General features: G+C 67.2%; 19 protein-coding genes. 3 read left to right on the forward strand and 16 right to left on the reverse strand.

What is annotated here, in order from left to right; genetic code table 11:
- Positions 1-59 precede the first annotated feature (59 nt).
- From PMI14_RS08040 to PMI14_RS08075, 8 genes are all read right to left on the reverse strand, one after another.
- Positions 60-1,235 (reverse strand): acetyl-CoA C-acyltransferase, encoded by a 1,176-nt coding sequence (locus PMI14_RS08040; protein WP_007852514.1) that lies wholly within the window; start codon positions 1,233-1,235, stop codon positions 60-62.
- 93 nt (positions 1,236-1,328) lie between these two features.
- Positions 1,329-3,428 carry a 3-hydroxyacyl-CoA dehydrogenase NAD-binding domain-containing protein gene (locus tag PMI14_RS08045; RefSeq protein ID WP_007852515.1) on the reverse strand — a complete coding sequence of 700 codons (2,100 nt, stop codon included), beginning with the start codon at positions 3,426-3,428 and terminating at the stop codon, positions 1,329-1,331.
- A gap of 186 nt (positions 3,429-3,614) precedes the next feature.
- On the reverse strand, positions 3,615-4,310 hold the full coding sequence (locus tag PMI14_RS08050) for an ABC transporter ATP-binding protein (RefSeq protein ID WP_007852516.1): 696 nt from the start codon (positions 4,308-4,310) through the stop codon (positions 3,615-3,617).
- Positions 4,311-4,313: 3 nt separating this feature from the next.
- Entirely contained in the window at positions 4,314-5,105 is a 792-nt protein-coding gene (locus PMI14_RS08055) for an ABC transporter ATP-binding protein (protein ID WP_007852517.1), read from the reverse strand.
- Between the two features lie 8 nt (positions 5,106-5,113).
- The gene (locus PMI14_RS08060) at positions 5,114-6,472 is read right to left on the reverse strand and encodes a branched-chain amino acid ABC transporter permease (protein WP_007852520.1); all 1,359 of its coding nucleotides are present in this window, start codon (positions 6,470-6,472) and stop codon (positions 5,114-5,116) included.
- A gap of 4 nt (positions 6,473-6,476) precedes the next feature.
- A complete protein-coding gene (locus tag PMI14_RS08065) occupies positions 6,477-7,430 on the reverse strand; it encodes a branched-chain amino acid ABC transporter permease (protein WP_007852522.1) in 954 nt (317 codons plus the stop codon).
- A gap of 184 nt (positions 7,431-7,614) precedes the next feature.
- Positions 7,615-8,847, reverse strand: a complete 1,233-nt coding sequence (locus tag PMI14_RS08070; RefSeq protein ID WP_007852524.1) for a branched-chain amino acid ABC transporter substrate-binding protein — start codon at positions 8,845-8,847, stop codon at positions 7,615-7,617.
- 131 nt (positions 8,848-8,978) lie between these two features.
- Complete coding sequence (locus tag PMI14_RS08075; protein ID WP_007852526.1) at positions 8,979-10,622, reverse strand: 3-(methylthio)propionyl-CoA ligase; 1,644 nt, start codon at positions 10,620-10,622, stop codon at positions 8,979-8,981.
- Between the two features lie 216 nt (positions 10,623-10,838).
- Between PMI14_RS08075 and PMI14_RS08080 the strand changes: the two genes are divergently transcribed.
- Positions 10,839-11,525, forward strand: coding sequence for a Crp/Fnr family transcriptional regulator (locus tag PMI14_RS08080; protein ID WP_007852527.1), 687 nt, complete (start codon positions 10,839-10,841; stop codon positions 11,523-11,525).
- 34 nt (positions 11,526-11,559) lie between these two features.
- On the opposite strand, the gene PMI14_RS08085 is transcribed toward PMI14_RS08080, so the two are convergent.
- Positions 11,560-13,266, reverse strand: coding sequence for a carboxylesterase/lipase family protein (locus tag PMI14_RS08085; RefSeq protein ID WP_007852529.1), 1,707 nt, complete (start codon positions 13,264-13,266; stop codon positions 11,560-11,562).
- Between the two features lie 194 nt (positions 13,267-13,460).
- Between PMI14_RS08085 and PMI14_RS08090 the strand changes: the two genes are divergently transcribed.
- Positions 13,461-14,480, forward strand: a complete 1,020-nt coding sequence (locus tag PMI14_RS08090) for an AraC family transcriptional regulator (RefSeq protein WP_007852539.1) — start codon at positions 13,461-13,463, stop codon at positions 14,478-14,480.
- A 29-nt stretch (positions 14,481-14,509) separates the two neighbouring features.
- Here the strand turns inward: PMI14_RS08090 and PMI14_RS08095 are convergent, their stop codons facing one another.
- The 7 genes from PMI14_RS08095 to PMI14_RS33440 form a co-directional block, all read right to left on the reverse strand.
- Positions 14,510-14,977 (reverse strand): hypothetical protein, encoded by a 468-nt coding sequence (locus PMI14_RS08095; protein WP_007852541.1) that lies wholly within the window; start codon positions 14,975-14,977, stop codon positions 14,510-14,512.
- 125 nt (positions 14,978-15,102) lie between these two features.
- The gene (locus PMI14_RS08100) at positions 15,103-15,381 is read right to left on the reverse strand and encodes a hypothetical protein (protein ID WP_007852544.1); all 279 of its coding nucleotides are present in this window, start codon (positions 15,379-15,381) and stop codon (positions 15,103-15,105) included.
- 23 nt (positions 15,382-15,404) lie between these two features.
- Complete coding sequence (locus PMI14_RS08105; protein ID WP_007852546.1) at positions 15,405-15,710, reverse strand: hypothetical protein; 306 nt, start codon at positions 15,708-15,710, stop codon at positions 15,405-15,407.
- A 189-nt stretch (positions 15,711-15,899) separates the two neighbouring features.
- Complete coding sequence (locus PMI14_RS08110) at positions 15,900-16,625, reverse strand: GGDEF domain-containing protein (protein ID WP_007852549.1); 726 nt, start codon at positions 16,623-16,625, stop codon at positions 15,900-15,902.
- Between the two features lie 9 nt (positions 16,626-16,634).
- Entirely contained in the window at positions 16,635-17,024 is a 390-nt protein-coding gene (locus PMI14_RS08115) for a DUF1987 domain-containing protein (RefSeq protein ID WP_007852551.1), read from the reverse strand.
- 30 nt (positions 17,025-17,054) lie between these two features.
- Positions 17,055-18,287 (reverse strand): SpoIIE family protein phosphatase, encoded by a 1,233-nt coding sequence (locus PMI14_RS08120; protein WP_007852553.1) that lies wholly within the window; start codon positions 18,285-18,287, stop codon positions 17,055-17,057.
- A 91-nt stretch (positions 18,288-18,378) separates the two neighbouring features.
- Entirely contained in the window at positions 18,379-20,706 is a 2,328-nt protein-coding gene (locus PMI14_RS33440) for an EAL domain-containing protein (RefSeq protein ID WP_007852554.1), read from the reverse strand.
- Between the two features lie 229 nt (positions 20,707-20,935).
- Here PMI14_RS33440 and PMI14_RS08130 point away from each other — a divergent pair, with 229 nt between their 5' ends.
- Positions 20,936-23,056, forward strand: a complete 2,121-nt coding sequence (locus tag PMI14_RS08130) for a TonB-dependent receptor (protein WP_007852557.1) — start codon at positions 20,936-20,938, stop codon at positions 23,054-23,056.
- The last annotated feature ends 12 nt before the right edge of the window (positions 23,057-23,068 follow it).

Consider the following 23,068-nt stretch of genomic DNA (forward strand, 5'->3'; position numbering starts at 1 on the left):
CCGGTGTGAGCAAACGTAAGCGCCGTAACGCCTGCGCGCCCACCCTCACCAGGCATCCATCAGAGCACTTCGAAGATGCCCGCAGCGCCCATGCCGCCGCCGATGCACATGGTCACCGCCACGCGCTTGGCGCCGCGGCGCTTGCCTTCGATCAGGGCGTGGCCGGTCAGGCGCTGGCCCGACACACCGTAGGGGTGGCCCACGGCGATGGCACCACCGTTGACGTTCAGGCGGTCGGCCGGAATGCCCAGCTTGTCGCGGCAATACAGCACCTGCACGGCGAAGGCTTCGTTCAGCTCCCACAGGTCGATGTCGTTGACCGTAAGGCCCAGCTTCTTGAGCACCTTGGGCACGGCGAACACCGGGCCGATGCCCATTTCGTCGGGCTCGCAGCCGGCCACGGCGAAACCGAGGAAGCGGCCCAGGGGCTTCAAGCCCTTCTTGCTGGCGTACTCTTCGCTCACCACCACGCAGGCACCGGCACCGTCGGAGAACTGGCTGGCATTGCCGGCCGAGATCAGGCCGCCGGGCAGTGCCGAGCGCAGGCCGCTGATGGACTCGACGGTCGTGCCTTCGCGCGTGCCTTCGTCCTTGCTCAGGGTGACCTGCTTGGTGATCAGGCCCAGGTTCTTGTCGGCCACGCCGGCCATCACGGTGATGGGGGCGATCTCGGCATCGAACAGGCCCGCGGCCTGCGCTGCGCAGGCCTTTTGCTGGCTGGCGGCGCCGTACTCGTCCATGGCTTCACGGCCGATGTTGTAGCGCTTGGCCACCTGCTCGGCGGTCTGCAGCATGCTCCAGTAGATCTCGGGCTTGACCTTGTCCAGGGCCAGGTCGCGCAGCATGTGGATGTTCATTTCCTGCTGCACGCAGGAGATGCTTTCCACGCCGCCGGCCACGTACACGTCGGCTTCGCCGGCAATGATGCGCTGGGCCGCCAGGGCAATGGTCTGCAGGCCCGAGGAGCAGAAACGGTTGACCGTGACGCCCGATGCCGTGACCGGCAGGCCGGCGGCCAGCGCGATCTGGCGCGCGATGTTGGCGCCGGTGGCGCCTTCGGGGTTGGCACAGCCCATGATGACGTCTTCGACGTCGGCGCCGTCGATGCCGGCGCGCTCGATGGCGTGCTTGACGGCATGGCCGCCCAGCGTGGCGCCATGGGTCATGTTGAGGGCACCCTTCCAGCTCTTGGCGAGCGGGGTACGGGCGGTGGAAACGATCACTGCGGAGGTCATGGGAAAAATCCTTTCAGGGGTGGAACGCACCGGTGGCCGCCAGGGGCGTGCGCATCATCCGGTGCGGCTTCACTGCATCAATCGGTGGTTCGCTCAGGCGAACGCCTTGCCTTCGGCTGCCAGCTTGGCCAACAGCGGCGCGGGCTTCCAGAACTGGGCATCGTCGTTGGGGTTCTTGGCAAAGCGGTCCATGGCCTGCACCACGTTGAACAGGCCGACTTCGCTGGCGTAGTGCATGGGGCCGCCACGGTAGATGGGGAAGCCGTAGCCCGTGAGGTAGACCATGTCGATGTCGCCGGACTTGCTGGCGATGCCGTCTTCCAGGATGTGCGCGCCTTCGTTGACCAGGGCGAACACCAGGCGCTCCACGATTTCCTCGTCGGAGATCTTGCGCGGCGTGATGCCCAGCTCCTTGCGGTGGTCTTCGATCATCTTGTTGACCAGATCGCTCGGGATCGCGTCGCGCTTGCCGGCCTGGTAGTCGTACCAGCCTGCGCCGGTCTTCTGGCCGAAGCGGCCCAGCTCGCACAGCTTGTCGGCCGTGCGGCTGTACTTCATGTCGGCGCGCTCGACGGCACGGCGCTTGCGGATCGCCCAGCCGATGTCGTTGCCGGCCAGGTCACCCATGCGGAACGGGCCCATGGCAAAGCCGAACTTCTCGACCGCGCGGTCCACCTGCTGGGGCGTGGCGCCTTCGTCCAGCAGGAAGCCGGCCTGGCGGCTGTACTGCTCGATCATGCGGTTGCCGATGAAGCCATCGCACACGCCCGAGACGACCGAGGTCTTCTTGATCTTCTTGCCAATGGCCATCACGGTGGCCAGCACGTCCTTGGACGTCTTGGCACCGCGCACCACTTCCAGCAGCTTCATCACGTTGGCGGGGCTGAAGAAGTGCATGCCCACCACGTCTTCGGGGCGCTTGGTGAAGGCGGCGATCTTGTCCACGTCCAGCGTGGAGGTGTTGGAGGCCAGGATCGCGCCGGGCTTCATCACGGCGTCGAGCTGCTTGAACACGGCTTCCTTGACGCCCAGCTCCTCGAACACGGCCTCGATCACGAGGTCGGCGTCCTTGAGGTCGGCATAGTCGAGCGTGGTCGTCAGCAGGGCCATGCGCTGCGCGTACTTGTCTTCCTTGAGCTTGCCCTTCTTGACCTGGGCTTCGTAGTTCTTCTTGATCGTGGCCACGCCGCGGTCCAGGGCTTCCTGCTTGGCCTCCAGGATCTTGACGGGGATGCCCGCGTTCAGGAAGTTCATGGAGATGCCGCCGCCCATGGTGCCGGCACCGATCACGGCAACCGACTTGATTTCGCGCTTGGGCGTGTCGGACGGCACGTCAGGGATCTTGGAGGCGGCACGCTCGGCCATGAACAGGTGGCGCAGGGCGCGCGACTCGGGCGTCCACATCAGGTTGATGAAGATCTCGCGCTCGAACAGCATGCCGTCGGCAAACTTGCGCTTGGTGGCAGCCTCGACCGCGTCCACGCACTTGGCAGGCGCGGGGTAGTTCTTGGCCATGCCCTTGACCATGTTGCGCGCGAACTGGAAGTAGGCGTCGCCTTCGGGGTGCTTGCAGGGCAGGTTGCGCACCAGCGGCAGGGGGCGCACCTCGGCCACGCTCTGGGCAAAGGCCAGGGCTTCGGCGGCCAGCGCCTCGGGCGAGGCCACGAGCTTGTCGAACAGCTTCTGGCCGGGCACGGAGCCGATCAGCTCGCTCTTGACGGGTTCGCCGCTCACGATCAGGTTCAGGGCGGCTTCGACGCCGATCACGCGCGGCAGGCGCTGCGTGCCGCCGGCGCCGGGGATCAGGCCGAGCTTGACTTCAGGCAGCGCAATGCTGCAGCCAGGGGCCGCCACGCGGTAGTGGCAGCCCAGGGCCAGTTCCAGCCCGCCGCCCATGGCGACGGTGTGCATGGCGGCCACGACCGGCTTGGCCGAGTTCTCGATGGCGGCGATCACCGACAGCAGGTTGGGTTCCTGCAGAGACTTGTCGGTGCCGAACTCCTTGATGTCGGCGCCGCCGGAAAACGCACCGCCAGCGCCGGTGATGACGATGGACGTGACCGCTGGATCGGCATTGGCGCGGCCGAGGCCGTCCACGATGCCTTGGCGGGTTGCCAGGCCCAGTCCGTTGACGGGGGGATTGGCCAGGGTGATCACGGCAACGGAGCCGTGGACTTTGTATTCAGCGGTCATGCTGTTGTTCCTTGGAGAGTGAAAAAGAACGATCGTGCGTTTTTATTGTAGAGACTTCGCGCGGCCCTGGCGTGTCAATTTGTCCCGGTGGGGACATGGCTCCTGGCCGCCAACCCGTCTCTTCGGGCAAAAAAAGAGGCGCCATGAGCTATCAGGCGCCTCTCTGTCATGCGTTGGCCGGAGTCGTCAGACCTCCAGCCACTCCTTGCGGATGTAGTTGTCGGCACGCAGGCTGTCGGGCGTGCCCTGGAAGACGATGGAGCCGTGGCCCATCACCAGCGCGCGGTCCGAGATCTTCATGGCGATGGTCAGCTTCTGCTCGATCAGCAGCACCGAGATGCCGCGCGCCTTGATGGTCTGCAGATACTGGCCCACCAGTTCGACGATCTTCGGTGCCAGGCCTTCGGTGGGCTCGTCGATGATGATCAGGTCGGGGTCGCCCATCAGCGTGCGGCACAGCGTGAGCATCTGCTGCTCGCCGCCGGACATCACGCCCGCCTCGGTGTGCTGGCGCTCCTTGAGGCGTGGGAACATCTCGTACATGTCGTCGAACGACCAGCGGCTGCCCTTGCCGTTGCCCTTCTGGCCGAGCAGCAGGTTCTGGTGCACGGTGAGGTTGGGGAACACGTCGCGGCTCTCGGGCACATAGCCCAGGCCCAGGTGGGCGACCTCGTAGGCCTTCTTGCCGTTGAGGTCCTGGCCCTTGAAGTTGACCGTGCCCTCCCAGTCCACCAGGCCCATGATGGCCTTGGCGGTGGTGGATCGGCCCGAGCCGTTGCGCCCCAGCAGCGCCACGATCTCTCCGGGCTGCACTTCGAAGCTCACGCCATGCAGCACATGGCTCTTGCCGTAGTAGGCGTGGAGGTTGTCAATTTTCAGCATAAATCAGTGTCCCGCGCCCTGCTCGTCGGCCACGGCCGAACCCAGGTAGGCCTCCTGCACGCGCGCATTGGCGCGCACCTTGTCGGGGGTGTCGAAGGCGATCACCTCGCCATAGACCACCACGGCGATCTTGTCGGCCAGGCCGAACACCACGCCCATGTCGTGCTCCACGGTCAGCAGGGTGCGGCCCTCGGTCACCTCCTTGATGAGGTGGATGAAGCGCGTGGTCTCGCTCTTGCTCATGCCGGCCGTGGGCTCGTCGAGCAGGATCACGTTGGCGCCACCGGCGATGGTGATACCGATCTCCAGGGCGCGCTGCTCGGCGTAGGTCAGGTTCATGGCCAGCGTGTCGCGCTTCTTGTCGAGCTTGATCATCTCCATGAGTTCCTTGGCACGCTGGTTGGCATCGTGCAGGTTCGACAGGAAGCGCAGGAAGGTGTAGCGGTATCCCATGCTCCACAGCACGCCGCAGCGCAGGTTCTCGAACACGCTCAGCTTGGGGAAGATGTTCGTGATCTGGAAGCTGCGCGACAGCCCCATGCGGTTGATCTCGTACGGGGCCAGGCCGTTGATGCGCTGACCGTTGAGGATCACGTCGCCGCTGGTGGGGGCGAAGCGCCCGCTGATGAGGTTGAACAGGGTGGACTTGCCGGCGCCGTTGGGGCCGATGATGGCCACGCGTTCGCCGGGTGCCACCACGAGATTGGCACCGCGGATGATCTCGGTCTTGCCGAAGCTCTTGCGCAGGTCACGCAGTTCGAGCGCACAGCCTGCGGACGATGGATTGGCGGTCATGGTAGTGCTCACAGCGCCTCTCCCCGCTTGATGGCATGTTCGATCTCTTCCTGGATGGTGCTCCACTGGCGCAGGAACTGGCGCCGGCACATCTCGAACAGCGCCAGCCCGGTGAGGAACACGAAGCCCGCACCGAACCAGGCCGTGAGGCCCTTGGCATCGACCATGGCGCCCAGGAACTTGAGCTCGGACCCGAGGGCCGCGTTGAGCTGCAGGTGGTAGGTCATCTCCACCATGCAGGCGGCGCCCAGCACGGCCACCAGGCCGGTGCCGGCCAGACCCAGGTAGGACACCCAGAGCTGGCGCAGCTTGCCGTACTTGGCGACACGCAGGTTCATCATGATCAGGCTGGCGATGCCGCCGGGCGCATACATCACCATGAACAGGAACACCAGGCCCAGGTACAGCAGCCAGGCCTTGGAGATCTCGGACAGCAGCACCGAGGCCAGCACCAGCAGCACGGCGCCGATGATGGGCCCGAAGAAGAACGTGGCCCCCCCCAGGAAGGTGAACAGCAGGTAGCCGCCCGAACGCAGCACGTTCACGCTGTCGGCACCGGTCACGATCTCGAAGTTGATGGTGGCCAGGCCGCCGCCGATGCCCGCGAAGAAGCCCGCGATGATGAACGCGAAGTAGCGCACGCGCTGCGTGTTGTAGCCGATGAACTCCACGCGCTCGGGGTTGTCGCGCACCGCGTTGAGGATGCGCCCGAGCGGCGTGCCCGTGAAGGCGAACATGGCCGCCGTGCAGACGAAGCAGTAGGCCGCGATCAGGTAATACACCTGCATGCCGGAGCCGAAGTTCAGCCCGAAGAAGGGCTTGCCGTAGACGCGGTCGGTGGTGATGCCGCCCTCGCCGCCGAAGAACTCGGGGAACATCAGCGCCATCGAGGCCACGAGCTCACCGATGCCCAGCGTGATCATGGCGAAGGTGGTGCCCGACTTCTTGGTCGTCACGAAGCCGAGCAGGATCGCGAAGAACATGCCGGCCAGCCCTCCGACCAGCGGGATGAGCACCAGCGGGATCGGCATCTCGCCCTTGCCCGCCATGTTCATGGCATGGATGGCGATGAACGAGCCCAGGCCGGTGTACACCGCATGCCCGAAGCTGAGCATGCCGCCCTGCCCCAGCAGGATGTTGTAGGACAGGCAGATGATGATCAGGTAGCCGATCTGCGAGAGCATGGTCAGCGCCAGGCTGCTGCGGAACACGTGCGGCGCCACGATCAGCATCGCGGCGAACAGCGACCAGATGACGAAGCGGCCCACGTTCCAGGGCTTGAAGCGGTAGTGCGCAGCCCCCTGCGAGGCAGCGGGTGGGTTGGCGTGCGGTGCGGCGCCGGAGACGGTAGTGGTGGATGAGGTCATGGCATCAGTCCTCGCGGGTGCCCAGAAGGCCCTTGGGACGGAAGATCAGGATGAGCACCAGGAACAGGTACGGAAGAATGGGCGCCACCTGGGAGATGGTGAGCTTGAGCAGGGGGTAGCCGAAGGTCTGGTCGGTCACGGCCACACCGAGCGGGCGCAGCACGTGGATCATCGAGTAGTCGAGCGCCACGGCGAAGGTCTGCACCACGCCGATGAGCAGCGAGGCCAGGAAGGCCCCGGCCAGCGAGCCCATGCCTCCGACCACCACCACCACGAAGATGATGGAGCCGACCGACGCCGCCATGGCGGGCTCGGTCACGTAGGTGTTGCCGCCAATCACGCCGGCCAGGCCGGCCAGGGCCGCACCGCCGCCGAACACCAGCATGAACACGCGCGGCACGTTGTGGCCCAGGGCCTCGACCATCTCGGGGTACTTGAGCGCCGCCTGGATCACCAGGCCGATGCGGGTGCGCGTGAGCAGCAGCCACACCGACAGCAGCATCAGGATGGCGATCAGCATCACGAACGAGCGCGACTTGGGGAACTGCGTGCCGTACAGGCTGAACAGGGGGCCCTGCAGTTGCTCGGGCAGGCCATAGGGCACCGTGGCACGGCCCCAGATCAGCTGCACCACTTCGAGGATCAGGTAGGACAGGCCGAAGGTCACGAGCAGCTCGGGCACATGGCCGAACTTGTGCACGCGGCGCAGGCAGTAGCGCTCGAACGCGGCGCCCAGCGCAAACACGATCAGCGGCGAAACCACCAGCGCCGGCCAGAAGCCGATGACGCCAGAAATGCTGTAGGCAAAGTAGGCCCCCAGCATGTAGAAGCTGGTGTGCGCAAAATTGAGCACACCCATCATGCTGAAAATCAGCGTGAGTCCCGAGCTCAGCATGAACAGCAGCAGCCCGTAGCTCACGCCGTTGAGCAGGGAGATCACGAAAAACTCAAGATTCATCGCAAATTTTCACAACAAGGGTAAAAAAAAGGCCCGAGCCAGGTCGGGCCTCCAGAAACAATGAAGAGCGGATCACAAAACCCAGCGAAGCGGTTCTGGCTAGGCGCTGCGTCGCAGGCAGTACGGTCAGTACGACAAGACGCGGCAACGACGCCAGAAGAGTTTTGTTAGCCGCTCAGAGGCCTTAGGGGCGCTTCATCTGGCACGAGGTGGGCGTGCTGGCCACGAAGGGCTCGTAGTACTTCACCGGCGTGAAGGTGTAGCCGGTGCTCTCCGAATCGAGCGGGAACTTGCCGCCGGCCTTCTCCCACTTGGAGATGAACAGGCCCTGCTGCAGCTGGTGGTCGGTCTTGCGCATCTCGACCTCGCCATTGAAGCTCTTGAACTTCATGCCTTCCAGGGCGGCGGCCACCTTCACGGGGTCGGTGGACTTGGTCTTCACGAAGGCCTCGGTGAGCATCGAGAAGGCGTGGTACACGGAGCCGGTGTACATGTCGTCGTTGAACTTCTTCTTGTAGTCCACCACGATCTTGTTGAGTTCGCCCGGCAGGTTGATGTGCGCATAGGCCACCATGTACACGCGGCCTGCAGCGGCGGCACCCATGGCCGTGGGGCTGCCGGTGACCGAGCCGTAGTAGGTGTAGAAGTTGACGTTGTTCAGGCCGGCGTCGTTGGCGGCCTTGATCAGCAGCGCCAGGTCGGAGCCCCAGTTGCCGGTGATCACGCTGTCGGCGCCCGACTGCTTGATCTTGGCGATGTAGGGCGAGAAGTCACGCACCTGGGCCAGGGGGTGCAGGTCGTCGCCGACGAACTGCACGTCAGGGCGCTTGCGGGCCATGATTTCCTTGGCGAACTTGGAGACCTGGTGGCCGTGCGAGTAATTCTGGTTGATCAGGTAGACCTTCTTGACCTCGGGAATGTCCTTCATGAAGGTGGTCAGCGCTTCCATCTTCATGGAGGTGTCCGCATCCAGGCGGAAGTGCCAGTAGCTGCACTTGCTGTTGGTCAGGTCCGGGTCCACGGCAGCGTAGTTCAGGAACACGACTTCCTTGCCGGGGTTGCGCGCGTTGTGCTTTTCCAGCGCGTCGATGATGGCCAGGGCCGGGCCCGAGCCGTTGCCCTGCACCACGTAGCGCGCGCCCTGGTCCATGGCCGAGCGCAGGGCGCTGGTGGTCTCCTGCGGGCTGAGCTTGTTGTCGATGCCGATGATCTCGAACTTCACTCCGGCAGCGTTCTTCTTGTTGAACTCTTCGGAGACGAACTGGAAGCTCTTGAGCTGGTTGGTTCCCACGGCCGCCATCAGGCCCGAAAGCGGGTCGAGCCAGGCGATCTTGACGGTCTCACCTTTTTGAGCGAACGCCGCGCCAGCGCTCGCCAACAGGACGGTGGCTGCTACAGCCTTCATAGCGAATTTCATGGTTCTGTCTCCTTGTAAATCGACACGACGCAGCGTACCGCGTTGCAACACGACGCCCCTCAGGGATTGCCCCTACCGGCGTCGCACACGTGACTGGCGCAGTGCTCCCCCGAGCACCGCACCAATCTGGATCACAGGCCCGGAAGCCTGTAGTCCTTCAGTTGCTCACGCAACTTTGTCTTGAGCATCTTGCCGGTGGCACCGAGGGGAATCGCCTCCACGAACACCACGTCATCGGGAATCTGCCACTTGGCGGTCTTGCCTTCGAAGAAGGCCAGCAACTCCTCGCGCGTGACCTCGGTGCCCGGGCGCTTGACCACGGCCACGATGGGGCGTTCGTCCCACTTGGGGTGCGGCATGCCCACGCACGCGGCCATGGCAATGGCCGGGTGGGCCATGGCGATGTTCTCGATGTCGATGGAGCTGATCCACTCGCCGCCGGACTTGATCACATCCTTGCTGCGGTCGGTGATCTGCATGAAGCCGTCGGCATCGATGGTCGCCACGTCGCCCGTGGGGAACCAGCCGCGCCCGTGCTTGTCCTTGACCAGCGGGTGGCCGCCCTCGCCCTTGAAGTAGCTGTCCACGATCCACGGGCCCTTGACCAGCAGGTCGCCATAGGTCTTGCCGTCCCAGGGCAGTTCCTCGCCATCGCCACCGACGATCTTCATGTCCACGCCATAGATCGCGCGGCCCTGCTTGAGCAGCACCTTCATCTGCTCTTCCTTGGGCAGCTCGAGGTGCTTGTTCTTGAGCGTGCACAGCGTGCCCAGCGGGCTCATTTCGGTCATGCCCCAGGCGTGCAGCACTTCGACGCCGTAGTCTTCCTTGAAGGCATGGATCATGGCCGGTGGGCAGGCCGAGCCGCCGATCACCGTGCGCCGGAGCGTGGAGAACTTCAGGCCCGCAGGCTTCATGTGGCCGAGCATCATCTGCCAGACGGTGGGCACGCCGGCGGCGTAGGTCACCTTCTCGGCTTCGATCAGTTCGTAGATCGACTTGCCATCCATGGCCGGGCCGGGGAACACCAGCTTGCAGCCGGTGAGCGCGGCCGAGTACGGAATGCCCCAGGCATTGACGTGGAACATGGGCACCACGGGCAGCACGGAATCGCGCGCCGAGAGGCACATCACGTCGGGCAGCGCCGCGGCATAGGCATGCAGCGTGGTCGAGCGGTGGCTGTACAGCGCTGCCTTGGGGTTGCCCGTGGTGCCGCTGGTGTAGCACATGCTCGACGCCGAGTTCTCGTCGAACTCGGGCCAGGCGTAGTCGGGCGAGTGCGCACCGATCCAGGCCTCGTAGCTCGTGAGGCCGGGGATGCCGGAGTCCGCGGGCAGTTTGTCGGCGTCGCACAGCGCCACCCATTTCTTCACCGTGGGGCACTTGGCGTGCACGGCCTGCACCAGGGGCAGGAAGGTCAGGTCGAAGCACAGCACCTGGTCTTCGGCGTGGTTGGCGATCCAGGCGATCTGCTCGGGGTGCAGGCGCGGGTTGATGGTGTGCAGCACGCGGCCCGAGCCGGAGACGCCGAAGTACATCTCCATGTGGCGGTAGCCATTCCAGGCCAGCGTGGCCACGCGGTCGCTGAACTCCAGGCCCAGGCCGTCCAGGGCATTGGCCAGGCGGCGTGCACGCTGGGCCAGGTCCTTGTAGGTGTAGCGGTGGATGTCGCCCTCCACGCGCCGCGAGACGATTTCGGCGTCGCCATGGTGGCGTTCGGCGAACTCGATCAGCGACGAGATCAACAGGGGTTGGCTCTGCATCAGGCCCAGCATGTGTGCTCCTTGGATTTTGTGGTGAAAGTGGCAATCATCGTAACGCGCGCAGGCCTGCTGCGGGGTCTCCGAAGCGCCCCTTTCGGCTGCGTGCCACGCGGCTTTGCTGGCTGCGCAGTGTGCAGCGCGGGGCCTGCCGCGCCAACACCTGTCGCCCACCCGACAAAGGCCAAGGGATTACCCTGAACGGCGGGGGCTGCAGCGACAATCCGCGGCATGCTCTGCACCGCCCCGCACGCCCAGCGCTTCATCACCGCCCAGCCCTGGTTTGCCGGGCTGCCGGCCGCCACGCAGGAGCGCGTGCGCGCCGGGGTGTTCGAGGAAAGCGGCGACAAGGGCGATGTCATGAAGCCCGCCGGCAGCGCGGTGCAGGGCTGGCATGCCGTGCTCTCGGGCCTGGTGATGCTGCAGAGCCCGGCCAGCCGCGGCCGCTCGTCGGCCTTCATCGGCGTGCCCGACGGCGAGTGGTTCGGCGAAGGCTCGGCCATGAAGCCCGAGCCGCGCAGATACCACGTGGTGGCATTGCGCCCTACCCGGCTCATGTGCCTGCCGCTGCCCGTGTTCGCCGAACTGCGCGAGACCAGCCTGGCGTTCAACCAGTTCCTGGTGCTGCACCTGAACATGCGGCTCGGCCAGGCCATGACCATCATCGAGGCCGGGCGCACGCAGTCCACCGAGCACCGCGTGGCGCTGTACCTGAGCCGCCTGTTCTGGCGCAGCACGCGCCGGCTCAACCTCACGCAGGACGAGCTGGGCCAGCTCGTGGGCCTGTCGCGCCAGACGGTCAACCGCGTGCTGCGCACGCTAGAAGGCATGGGCATCGTGTCGCTGGATTTCGGCAAGGTGGCCATCGTGGACGACGATGCGCTCAGCGCATACCTCGCCGCCACCGCAGCAGCATGAACGGACATGGGAAGCAGCATCAGGCCTTGTACCCTTACTGAACGCTCAGGCGCGTGGCCTTCAGGTCGGCATCGAAGATGAACTTGCGCGGCCAGGGCTGCCATTCCTGGCCCAGGCCGGCATGGTTGGGGTTGCCGGTGTGCACGAAGGCACGCACGCTGTCCATCATCACGCCCGAGAGCGCCAGCCGGCCCGGCTGGTTGGCCGTGCTGTTGGCCGCCTTGGCCAGCAGCGAGGGGCCGAAGTTGCCGAACACGAAGGGCAGGTCGAAACCATGGGCCGCACCGTACACGTCGTTCCAGGGCGCCGGCTGCTGGGCCCAGTTGAACTGGTAGCTCCAGACGTTGGACTGCTGGGTGCGCAGGGTGTTGAGCAGGCTGTCGCGGCTGGGCTCGATGAACACGCTGCCCAGGAGCTTCATGCGCGCGTTGTAGCCCGTGCCGGGTGCCGTGACCGGCAGGTAGGACGGATCGAAGATGTCCGCCGTGGTGAGCGTGGTGGCCGCGTCGGGATTGAAGGCCTGCGTCATCGCGAAGCGCTCGGCATCGCTGATCTTCATGCCCGGCTTGCCGCCCAGCAGCGCCAGGAAGGGCGCGAACAGCTTGGCTTCGTCGGCGGTGTAGCCCGAGAGCACCGGCACCTTGTGGTAGCGGCCGGCGGCCATCTCGGCGATCGGATCGGCGGGCAGCACCACGTTGTCGGGAATCGGGCCGGAGCCCGTGAGCCCCGCGCGCAGCACCGTCTGCAGCACCACGCGGCCATCCTTGCCGCGCAGGTAGCTGGCAGTCTGCGCAGGCGTCCAGCCGGCAACCACGGCCGCAGCGCCCATCGTGTCGGAAGCCAGGCCATCGGCCTGCACCAGGGCGGCGAGCAAGGCCGATGACTGGGCTGCGTACTTGGAAGCGGGGTTGAGCGTGGGGATGGAGCCGGCAGGCAGTTGCGTGGCCAGCGAGGTACCGCCACTGATCGGCAGGGCCTTGTGGAACAGGCCCGCGGCCTGGGGCGATGTGAGCAGCGCCAGCACGTTGCCGGCACCGGCCGACTGGCCCATCAGCGTGACGTTGCCCGCATTGCCACCGAAGTTGCCGATGTTGCGCTGGATGAAGGACAGCGCCTGCACGTTGTCGAGCAGCGCGTAGTTGCCGGTGTAGGCCTGCGTGCCGGTGTGCAGCTGCGGCATCTGGAAGAAGCCCAGCACGTCGAGCCGGTAGTTGGCCGTGACCACCACGGCATTGGCCGAGCGCGCCAGCGCCGCGCCGTCGTAGACCGGGTCGGCCGTGTAGCCCGAGATGGCGCTGCCGCCATGCAGGAACAACAGCACCGGCAGGTTGTCCTGCGTGGTCGCGGGGCGCCAGATGTTCAGCGTCAGGCAGTCCTCGTTGCCCACGGGCGTACCCAGGGTCTGGCCAATGCTGTCGTCGAAGCGGTTGTTGGCCCCGGGGCCGTACAGGCGGCCCATCTGCAGGCAGGCATTGCCAAAGCGCGTGGCATCGCGCTCGCCGCTCCAGGCCACGGGCGCCACCGGGGGCTGCCAGCGCAGCTCGCCCACGGGGGGCCGGGCGAAGGGGATGCCCTTCCACGCATAGGTGCCCGTGCCGGCGCTGGCATCCACGCCGCGCACCGTGCCGTACGCGGTCTCGCGCACCTCGGGCGGGGTGCTGGAACCACCGCCGCAGCCGGCGACCGCCAGCACGGAAAGAACTGCTCCCAGGCATTGGGCACGCCAGCGCACATCGACCATGTCTTGTCTCCTTCGGGGTTTTCTGGAATGGGTCGGGCCTCTGGCTCGGGTACAACCGGGAACAGGGCACAACCTCGACCGTGATTGTGGAAAGCAGCTGGCCATTCGTTACTATCGCAACCTTGCCAAAACACTGACTTCAGCGCACCACCGCGCGTAAACCCTGATCCCCTTCAGCCCCTGATTTCCACCCGATGAATCCCCGTACCAGTTCCGCCGCCTGGGTGCGCGGCACCACCGACATGATGGCCGCCGAGGGCCTGCCCGTGGCCGAGCTGTGCGCCGAGGCCGGCATCGACCTGGCGGCACTGCAGCAGCCGCATGCGCGCGTGGATGTGGACCGGATCAGCCAGCTGTGGGACCTGGCCGTGGCACGCTCCGGCAAGGTGGACCTGGGGCTGTGCCCGCAGCTCACCGCACGCTACGGCAACGTGGACGTGGTGGGCTATGCGCTGGCATCGGGGCCGAACCTGTTGGTGGGCTTTCAGCACCTCACGCGCCACATGGCCGTGATCTCCGACTGCACCGCATTCGCGCTGGAGCGCGAAGCGCGCGGCTACTGGTTCTCGATCGCGCACATCGGCGGCACGCGCCCGGTGCCGCGCCAGCGGGTCGAGTACGCGCTGCTCACCCTGTTCACGCTGTGCGGGTGGCTTACGCGCCGCGAGCTCACCCCCCTGGCCGTGGAACTGAGCACACCAGCGCCATCGCCCGGCAGCGAGGCCCGCTACGAGAAGGCTTTCGGCCTGCTGCCGCGCTTCGGCCAGCCGGCCAGCCGCATCCTGCTGGCCGAGGCCGACATGCTGGCCGACATCCCCACCCACAACCCGAGCCTGTGGGCCATGCACGAGCGGCTGGTGGAGACCGAGCTCGACCACCTGGGCCATTCGCTGGCGAGCACGCGCGTGCGCGCCGAGGTGGCGCGCATCCTGCACAAAGGGGAGCCGCGCCGCGACGACATCGCTGCGCGCCTGAACATGACCGACCGCACCCTGCAGCGCCGGCTGCAGGCCGAATCGGCCACCTACCAGCAGTTGCTCGACGACACGCGCCGCGAACTGGCGCGCCAGTACCTGGCCGACCCGCGCCGCAACCTCACCGAGGTGGCCGACCTGCTGGGCTTTGCCGACCAGAGCAACATGTTCCGCGCCTGCAAGCGCTGGTTCGGCATGCCGCCCGGGCAGTACCGGGCGCAGCTGCAGCATGGCGCCTGACAGCGCCCACCGGAGAGCGCTGCCAACGCTCAGGCGTCTTCGGGAATCAGCCCCTTGCTGTTGAACGCGATCTGGCCGTACATCAGCTCATAGACCAATTGCTTGATCTCGATCTGGTTGAACGGGTCGCCGTCCTTGAAGCTCACCTCCCACTCCCGCGTCCCCTCGTCGTTGAGCACCACGGAATCCGGACGCAGGCGCACGGCAAAAATGGGCAGCCGGGTGCCGGTGAGAGGATTGAGCGTGAGAAACATGACCCGGCCCCACACTGACTCGGCGCCATCGCTGCAGATCAGCAGGTAGGGCGACGACTCACCGGAGGGTGTGGTGATCACCACGTCCTGTCCCACATCGGCCACGAAGAAACCCACGTCCGGCAGGCCGCTGGCCTGCTTGAGCGAGGCAAGGAACCCCGTGTACGCCTGCCGGATTTCATGGCAGTCGCGCGCCCTGCGCAAGGCCGTCTGGCTGTTGGCGGGCATTTTTTCGGTGAACATGGGTCATCTCCAATAGGTCTGGAGACAGTGGCAGGTGCAGCCCGGAAGGTCAACACAATAACGACCATTGCGCATGGATCGCCTCACGCCACAGCCGAGCCCCCACCAAAGCCGAACCCCGAAGCTCAGCCCTTGTTTCCCGGCACCATCTGGATGGTGGCCAGCCCCACCTGCCGGCGCGGCACCAGCCAGTGCACCCACAGGCCGCGCAGCCAGGCCAGGGTGAAGGCCAGCGCGAGCACCAGCACACCCCAGTGCTGGGCCTGCCAGGCAATGTAGAACGCGAATGGCTGTGCCATCAGCCCGGCCAGGCAGGCCAGGCGGCGCGCCGGCTCATGGGCGGACTGGGACAGCCATGCGGCAACAGCGCCGCACAGTGCGATGGCGATCTGGTCGAGTGTCATGCCGGCATGCTCCGCGCAGCCGCTCAGGCCAGACGCACTTCGAAGTAGGCGCCATCGACCTCGCCCAGGCCCTGGTAGCCAGCCTCGCGGGCGGCGTTGGCGGCCTTGGTCCACTGGCCGGCCAGCGCCAGGTCCTCGGCGCTCACGTCGCTGCCGTCGGACTCCTGCAACTGCATCACGGCGCGCAGCGCGTCGGCCACCACGTCGGCGCCACCCAGCTTGCGCTCCAGCACCCGCAGGTACCGGCCCTCGGCCGCCATGCGCTCCCTGGGGGGCAGTTCAGGATAGTCGCGCAGGGCTACGGTACAGGTCGTTTCGATGGCTTCCATGCAAGGCTCCTTGTAGATACTGTAAAAATATACAGTATTTTCAAGAAAACCGCATGCGTCGTCGCTGTCGTGTGGCAAGCGCGCACTACCCACCCCCCGCCCGTTCAAGCAATTCTTGGCGCTGGGCGCCATCGCGCAGCAATGCGAGAGAGGGATGAAGGCGCGAAGCGCCTGCGGGGGTGCTTTACTTCAGGCCTCGACCATGGCCGCGCGGGCCACCTGGTTGCGCCCGGCCCGCTTGGCCTGGTACAGGGCCTCGTCGGCACTGCCATAGGCGGCATCGAAGCTGCTGCCCCGCTCCTGCCAGCTCACGCCGAAGCTGGCGGTCACGCGGCTGTGGTCCGGCAGCTGGAAATCATGGGCCGCAATGGCCCGGCGCATGCCCTCGGCCGCATGGGCCGCCGATTCGAGCGAGAGGCCGGGAAGCAGCGCAGTGAACTCCTCCCCGCCCACGCGCCCGATCTGGGCGATGGAAGGCGCCACGCCCTTGAGGCAGTCCACCACGCCGCAGATCACCGTGTCGCCGACCGGGTGGCCGAACGAATCGTTGACGCGTTTGAAGTGGTCGATGTCCAGGACGATCAGCGCCAGGCTGTCGCTGGCCAGGTAGCGGTTGGAGCGCTCGATGATGGCCGCGCGGTTGAGCACGCCCGTGAGCGGGTCGTGCGTGGCGCGGTACTCCAGCTGGCCGGTGAGGTCCTGCAGGCGCTGGTTGAGCTGGTTCATCTCCAGCTCGGCGCGGTCGCTGCGCCGCACCATGCGGCGCGTTTCGCGCAGCAGGCGCTCGTAGGAGGTCAGGAGTTCGCCCAGGGCGTGGCGGTGCGCGCTCGGCGGGCTGGCCGCGTCATCGAAGGCCAGGCGCGCCGCCTGCAAGGCGCGGCTTTCGGCATCGAACAGGTCAGGTGCGTCGGACATCGAAACCCGTCACGCCGATTTCACTGCGTGGTTGACGAACTGGATGGCCGTGAAGTCGTCCTTGAGCTCCTGGCCGAATTCGAAGATGGTGTCGTCCTCTTCGTCGTGGAACCAGTTGAGCACCACCTCGTTGCCCGCCTCGGCGGCATCGCTGAGCAGGCCGACCAGGTTGAACAGCATCTTCGTGCTGGAGCTGTTGAAGTACGCCAGGGCGATGCTGACGCTGATCTTCTTGTCGCTGCAGGCACCCAGGTAGGCCTCCAGCTGGCGCAGGATGTCGCCGTAGAACGCCGCAGCGTTCTCGGGGTACGACTCGCCACGCAGGCCGAGCGTGTTCTCGTCGAACTTGAAGTCCACTTCCGGCGAGCTGGGGGTGGGGGGAATGTAGAGGTTGTCCATCCGGGATTTCAGGGTGTGGGGCCAGGGGTTCTAGGCCCGAAAACAGAAGAAGGTCAGGTCGTCGCGGCGCTGGTGGCTGCCCTGCCAGGCCTGCAGCGCCTGCTGCATGGCGGCGTTCAGTTGCGCGGGGGTCTGCTCGCGCTGGGCCACGATCACCTCCTGGATGCGGCGCTTGCCGAAGGTGATGGCCTTGGGGCCGCCGACCTGGTCGATCAGGCCATCGGTGGTCACGAACACCAGGCTGCCGGGTGCCAGTGCCACGGTGCGTGTGGTCCAGGTGTAGTCGAACGCGCTGTCCACGTAGCCCACGCCCTTGCGCTCGCCGGCCACCACCTGCACGGCGTCGACACCGGGCTCCAGCACGAAGAGCGAGAGGTTGGCGCCGGCAAAGCGCAGCTCGCGCGTGGCGGGCTCGTACCAGAAGCAGGCGGCATCCATGCCGTCGTCCGACCCGGGGGTATCGTCCTGGCCGTCCATCTGGCCGAGCATCTGCTTGATGGAGCGGTTGACGCTGGACAGCAGCTGTGCCGGATCGCGCGGACCGAACTGCTCGATGGCCTTGCCCAGGGTGCTCGATGCGATCAGCGTCATGAAGGCGCCGGGCACGCCATGGCCGGTGCAGTCGGCCACGGTGGCGAACCAGCCGTCGGGCATGGCGGTGAACTGGTAGAAGTCGCCGCCCACCACGTCGCGCGGCTCCCAGACCAGGTCGGCATCGGCCTGTGCCTGCACCAGGGCATCGCGCGAAGCCCGCAGCATGGAGCGCTGGATCACGCTGGCGTACTCGATGCTGTGCATCACCTGGCGGTTGCGCGCGGCCTGCAGTTCGGCCACCACGCGCATCAGCTGCAGGCCGTGGCCGACGCCGACGAAAGATCCGTCGCGCGCAACGATGAAGCCGTCCGACAGCGCCTTCTCGCCATATTCCACGGTCTTGAAGGTCAGCTCCTCGATGCCCATGGCGGCATCGACGATCAGCGGCGCCTTGTCCATGAAGGCGATGCAGTTCTTGCGCCCGTAGATTTCCCAGCGGTAGGGCTTGCTCATCTCGGACATGAAGATGTCGCGGTTGATCAGCCCGATGGGGCGGCCCTTCTCGACGACCGGCAGGCTGATCAGGTCCTTGTGCTCGGAGAAGATCTCCATGACCTTTTCATTGGTCTCCTCGACCGCCATCCAGGGCACCTCGACACACATGTCCCCGGCGCTGGGCTGGCGAAATCGCGGACGGCAGTCTTGCAGATAGGCGGGGAGTTCGGACATGAGGAGGGCCGTCGCGGCAGGAAATGTCACCAGAGCTTACAAGTCACATATTGCGGTTGCGTGACAAATGGCCCCGCCAGGGACTGCCATGTCATTCACTGGGCGCCAGGCCCGGCACCAGGCGCCCATGCCCTGCCTGCCATCGCCCGGCCAGGGCCGGGGCGGGCGCCGCCTGCGCCGCCGTGCGCGGATCGCGGCGCACCAGTTGCTGCAGGTACTGCGTGAACGGCAGGGGCTTGGCAATGCCGAATCCCTGCACATAGTCCACGCCATAGGCGGCCAGCAGCGAGCGCTGGGCCGGCGTCTCGACGAATTCGGCGATGGTCGTGAGCCCCATCGTCCGCGCCACGTCGCAGATGGCCAGCACGACGCGCTGGTCGACCCGCGAGGACAGCACGTCGCGCACGAAGCTGCCATCGATCTTCACGAAATCGAGCGGCAGCGACTTGAGGTAGTCGAAGGTCGCCAGGCCGGTGCCGAAATCATCGAGCGAGGTGCGCGCCCCCATGGCGCGCAGGCTGGCCAGCAGGTCCACGGCGCGGCTGCGCTGCACGATGCCGGCGGTCTCCGTGACCTCGAAGCAGAACATCGCGGGGTCGAGCCCGCTGGCAGCCAGGCACTGGTCGATGTGGGCGAGCAGCCGCGGGTCCGACACCGACGAGCCCGACAGGTTGATCGCCACCTTGCCCAGGTCGCGGCGGGAGATGCCATGGGCCACGAGGGCCGCAAACACCTGCGTGATGACCCACCGGTCCACCTGCGGCATGAGGCCGTAGCGCTCGGCCAGCGGCAGGAATTCCCCCGGCAGGTGCGGCGATCCGCCGCCCGAGGACCAGCGCAGCAGCACCTCCACGCCCAGGTCGCCGTCGTGGTCGCCATGCGCCGACCGGATGGGCTGGCAGGCCAGCCACAGGCCGCTGGTCTCCGGGCTGCCGGCGGGCAGGCGCAGGGCGTCCTTGAGCGCCTCGATCTGGGACAGCTGGCCCCGGCGGATGCGCATCAGGTGGCCTGGCGCCAGGTCCATGCCCTGCGCATGCCGGTCGCTCAGCGCGGGGTCGCCATCCACCTCGCACAGCAGCATCAGCGCTGCCAGCACGTCGTCGCCCAGGGCCTGCCCCTCGTCCAGCGGCAGCAGCCCGAACGCTGCCTGGATGCGCACGCTGTGCTCGACAAAGACATAGCGGCGCCCGTCCAGCGCGGTGCGCAGCTGCAGCAGCCGTGCATGCACGTCGCCGGCCGCCACCGGCACGGCCACCACGAAGAACCCATCGCGCGGCCGGGCATAGAGACAGCCGCGGCCCAACTGGTTGCGCAGGTAGATGGACACGTCCTGCTCGATCTCGCGCGTGGGGCCCAGGCCGATCAGATCCACCACATGCTCCAGGTTGTGCAGGCTCATGCCGATCAGGTGGACGGGGCCCGGCCCTGCCGCCTTGAGGGCCTTGAGCAGGCCGCGCTCGTTGAGAAAACCCGTCAGGCCATCGTTGCTGGCGGCCTCGTGCAGGCTGCGCTCCATCTGCCGGCGATGCTCCATCGTGGCCGAGGCGAAGAAGCTGAGCGCCGCCAGGCAGACCATGAGCACGGCCTGGTCGAGCACCATCAGGTAAGGGCTGTGGCCTGCCGGCAAGGGGGGCGTGAAGGCCAGCAGGGTCAGCGCCGAGAGCGCCGTGGCCAGGTGCACGAACAGCGGGCTGCCGCGGTAGGCGGCCCAGGCCACCAGCAGGAAGACGACGTAACGCACGGATGGACCGATGCCCGCCCCCACCACCGAAGAGCCCCATTGCGCCATGGCCATGACAAGCACCAGGCCTGCCAGGCAGAAGGTCTGCCACCGCGCCCACTGCAAGGGGCCGGCCCGCCAGCCGCCATCGAGCGCGTGGGCCGCCATCTCGGTGAGCCGCGTGAACAGCAGGATGCCGAACACCTCGGACATGCCCATGACACCCGCCACGCGCAGGACGCCGCCCGGCGGCCCGCCCGGAGCGAGCAGGAACTGCCAGCTGCCCAGCGCCGTGAGGACCGCCGCACCCGGCAGCACGGTCAGGGCATGGAAGCGGATGGCCGTGGCAACCGGGTTGCGCCCCGCCTCATGGCGCCGGTCCCGCTGCATCAGCCACCACACCAGGCCGACGGCAGCCACCAAGGCCACCACGCCGATCAGCGACTGCAGCACGGGGATGCTGTGCAGGGCATGCCACAGAGCCACGGCCGCGCCCAGGAACCACAGCATGCGCAGCCCATAGGCCAGCACCAGCCCGATGGCGATGCCGTCGGCCGGCCAGACGAGGCTCATGTCCAGGCTGCCGAAGGCATAGGCCTGCGAGGCCTGGGCCACCACCATCCACAGCAATGCGCCCGCCAGACCGCGTCGGTGGTCGAAAGGCAGCGGGCCGGTTGCGGGAACAGGTGTCGAGGGCATAGGGGTTGCAGGATAAGGCAACCCGCGAGTTGCCCGGCGGCGGGCGCAGCAGGGACGCCGTGGCGCCCCGAGCCTCACCTTCGCATGGCAATGTGACAGGAATGAGGCATGCTGTGGCTTTCCGCCCGCAGACCGGCCAGGGCAAGGCCGATCCAGGGGCATTCGCTGACAGGCCGCGCCGGCGTCCTGCGCTACGCTGGCCACGCCCTTGCCACTCCCACCTTCGCCCATGCTCCCTGCCCTTGCCCCGCACCGCCATCCGCCCGGCTACCGCGCTCCGGCCCTGTCCACGGTGCTTGCGGCGCTGGCCGCCCTGGCAGCAGCACCCGCCATGGCGCAGCCCCGAGAAGGGGGCACGCTGGCCCCTGTCGAGGTGCAGGGCAACGCCGAGGCCCAGCGACGCTTCGACAGCGCGGCCAGCCACACCAGCGTGCCGGTGGACGGTTTCACGGCCGCAACGCCGCTGGTCCACCTGTCCGAACTGCTGGTCGGCCAGGCCGGCGTGGTGGCACTGGACCGGCAGAACCATGCGCAGGACCTGCAGATCGCGGTGCGCGGCTTCGGCGCGCGCTCCACCTTCGGCGTGCGCGGGGTGCGCATCCTGGTGGACGGCATCCCCGCCACCATGCCCGATGGCCAGGGCCAGGCGGCCACGGCGCAGCTGCAGTCGGCCGCCCAGGTCGAGGTGCTGCGCGGCCCGCTGGCGCAGCTCTATGGCAATGCCGCCGGCGGCGTGCTGCAGGTGAGCACCCGCGACCCGCGCGCGGGCGGCGGGGCCCAGGCCTCGGTGGCTGCAGGCTCATTCGGCCAGCGGCTGGCCGGTGCCTCGTTCGACTTCGGCGACCGCGCGCTCTCAGGCCTGCTGGACGTCTCGCGCTTCGAGACCGATGGCTGGCGCGACCACAGCGCCGCACGGCGCACCCACCTCAACGGCAAGCTCGTGGCCCGCCCCGATGCGGACACGAAGATCACCGCCCTGCTCAACCTCTACCACCAGCCCGACGCACAGGACCCGCTGGGCCTGACGCGCGCGCAGTTCCACGCCAACCCGCGCCAGGCACCCGAGGTGGCCGACATCTTCGGCACACGCAAGTCGGTGGCGCAGAACCAGTGGGGCCTGGTGCTGGAGCGGCAACTGGGCGCCGCCGACAGCGTGCGCGCCCGCGCCTACGGCGGCAGGCGCTCGCTCACCCAGTACCTGTCGTTCAGCGGTGCGGCCGAAAACAGCGCCGGCGGCGTGGTCGACCTGGACCGCGACTACCACGGCCTGGGCCTGGCCTGGACGCACAGCGCGAAGATGCCCTCGGGCCTGCCGCTCACCTGGACCCTGGGCGTGGATGCCGACCGGCTCTCCGAGCAGCGCCAGGGCTTCGTCAACCAGAACGGCGAGGCCGGCGCACTGCGCCGCAACGAGCGCGACCGTGCCGGCAACACCGACGTCTTCGCCCAGGTGGACGCCTGGCTCGCGCCCACCTGGCGCGCCGTGGCAGGCGTGCGCGCCAGCCGTGTGGACATGCGCGTGAGCGACCACTTCATCACCCCCACCAACCCCGACGACAGCGGTGCGCGCCGCTGGCGCCAGACCAGCCCGGTGCTGGGCCTGGTGTGGAGCGCCGGCGACCAGCTCAACCTGTATGCCAACGTGGGCCGCGGCTTCGAGACCCCGACCCTGGCCGAGATGGCCTACAGCCGGGACAACACCGGGCCCAACTTCGGTCTGGTGGCCTCGCGCAGCCGCCAGATGGAGATCGGTGCCAAGTGGCAGGGGGCCGTGCACCAGGTGCAGGCTGCCTGGTTCGACGCGCGCAGCCGCAGCGAGATCGTGCCCGCCGCCACGGTGAACGGCCGCACGGTCTTCCAGAACGCCGACAACGTGCGCCGCCGCGGGCTGGAGCTGGCCTGGAGCGCGCAGGCCGGCGCCTGGAAGCCGCGCGCAGCCTACACCTGGCTCGACGCCTTCTTCGGGGATGCCTACGCGGGTGCCGGGGGCGCCCGGGTGGCCGCAGGCAACCGCCTGCCCGGCACGGCGCGCCACGTGGCGCAGCTGGCGCTGGACCATGCGCCGAGCGCCGCATGGCAACTGGGCGCCACGCTCGATGTGTCCGGCAAGGTGTTTGCCAACGACGTGAACAGCGAAGCGGCCCCCGGCTTTGCCGTGGTGGGCCTGCGCGCCGGGTACACATTCGGCGACGCCACTGCCAGCACGCGCTGGCAGGCCTGGGCCCGTCTCGACAACCTGCTGGACCGGCGCTACGCGGGCTCGCTGATCGTGAACGACGGCAACGGCCGCTTCTTCGAGCCTGCCGCGGGCCGGCGCATCATGGTCGGACTCAGGGCCCAGTTCCTCTGAGTGCCTCTGACC

This window comes from Acidovorax sp. CF316, assembly GCF_000276605.1.
Classification (GTDB): domain Bacteria; phylum Pseudomonadota; class Gammaproteobacteria; order Burkholderiales; family Burkholderiaceae_C; genus Acidovorax.

Coding starts and splice junctions, on each gene's coding strand:
- PMI14_RS08050 (WP_007852516.1), bottom strand. CDS start 4,310: ATGCTGAAAATTGACAACCTCCACGCCTACTACGGCAAGAGCCATGTG.
- PMI14_RS08075 (WP_007852526.1), bottom strand. CDS start 10,622: ATGCTGGGCCTGATGCAGAGCCAACCCCTGTTGATCTCGTCGCTGATC.
- PMI14_RS08070 (WP_007852524.1), bottom strand. CDS start 8,847: ATGAAATTCGCTATGAAGGCTGTAGCAGCCACCGTCCTGTTGGCGAGC.
- PMI14_RS08120 (WP_007852553.1), bottom strand. CDS start 18,287: ATGTCCGAACTCCCCGCCTATCTGCAAGACTGCCGTCCGCGATTTCGC.
- PMI14_RS08130 (WP_007852557.1), top strand. CDS start 20,936: ATGCTCCCTGCCCTTGCCCCGCACCGCCATCCGCCCGGCTACCGCGCT.
- PMI14_RS33440 (WP_007852554.1), bottom strand. CDS start 20,706: ATGCCCTCGACACCTGTTCCCGCAACCGGCCCGCTGCCTTTCGACCAC.
- PMI14_RS08090 (WP_007852539.1), top strand. CDS start 13,461: ATGAATCCCCGTACCAGTTCCGCCGCCTGGGTGCGCGGCACCACCGAC.
- PMI14_RS08080 (WP_007852527.1), top strand. CDS start 10,839: ATGCTCTGCACCGCCCCGCACGCCCAGCGCTTCATCACCGCCCAGCCC.
- PMI14_RS08040 (WP_007852514.1), bottom strand. CDS start 1,235: ATGACCTCCGCAGTGATCGTTTCCACCGCCCGTACCCCGCTCGCCAAG.
- PMI14_RS08100 (WP_007852544.1), bottom strand. CDS start 15,381: ATGACACTCGACCAGATCGCCATCGCACTGTGCGGCGCTGTTGCCGCA.
- PMI14_RS08110 (WP_007852549.1), bottom strand. CDS start 16,625: ATGTCCGACGCACCTGACCTGTTCGATGCCGAAAGCCGCGCCTTGCAG.
- PMI14_RS08060 (WP_007852520.1), bottom strand. CDS start 6,472: ATGACCTCATCCACCACTACCGTCTCCGGCGCCGCACCGCACGCCAAC.
- PMI14_RS08055 (WP_007852517.1), bottom strand. CDS start 5,105: ATGACCGCCAATCCATCGTCCGCAGGCTGTGCGCTCGAACTGCGTGAC.
- PMI14_RS08105 (WP_007852546.1), bottom strand. CDS start 15,710: ATGGAAGCCATCGAAACGACCTGTACCGTAGCCCTGCGCGACTATCCT.
- PMI14_RS08045 (WP_007852515.1), bottom strand. CDS start 3,428: ATGACCGCTGAATACAAAGTCCACGGCTCCGTTGCCGTGATCACCCTG.
- PMI14_RS08115 (WP_007852551.1), bottom strand. CDS start 17,024: ATGGACAACCTCTACATTCCCCCCACCCCCAGCTCGCCGGAAGTGGAC.
- PMI14_RS08095 (WP_007852541.1), bottom strand. CDS start 14,977: ATGTTCACCGAAAAAATGCCCGCCAACAGCCAGACGGCCTTGCGCAGG.
- PMI14_RS08085 (WP_007852529.1), bottom strand. CDS start 13,266: ATGGTCGATGTGCGCTGGCGTGCCCAATGCCTGGGAGCAGTTCTTTCC.
- PMI14_RS08065 (WP_007852522.1), bottom strand. CDS start 7,430: ATGAATCTTGAGTTTTTCGTGATCTCCCTGCTCAACGGCGTGAGCTAC.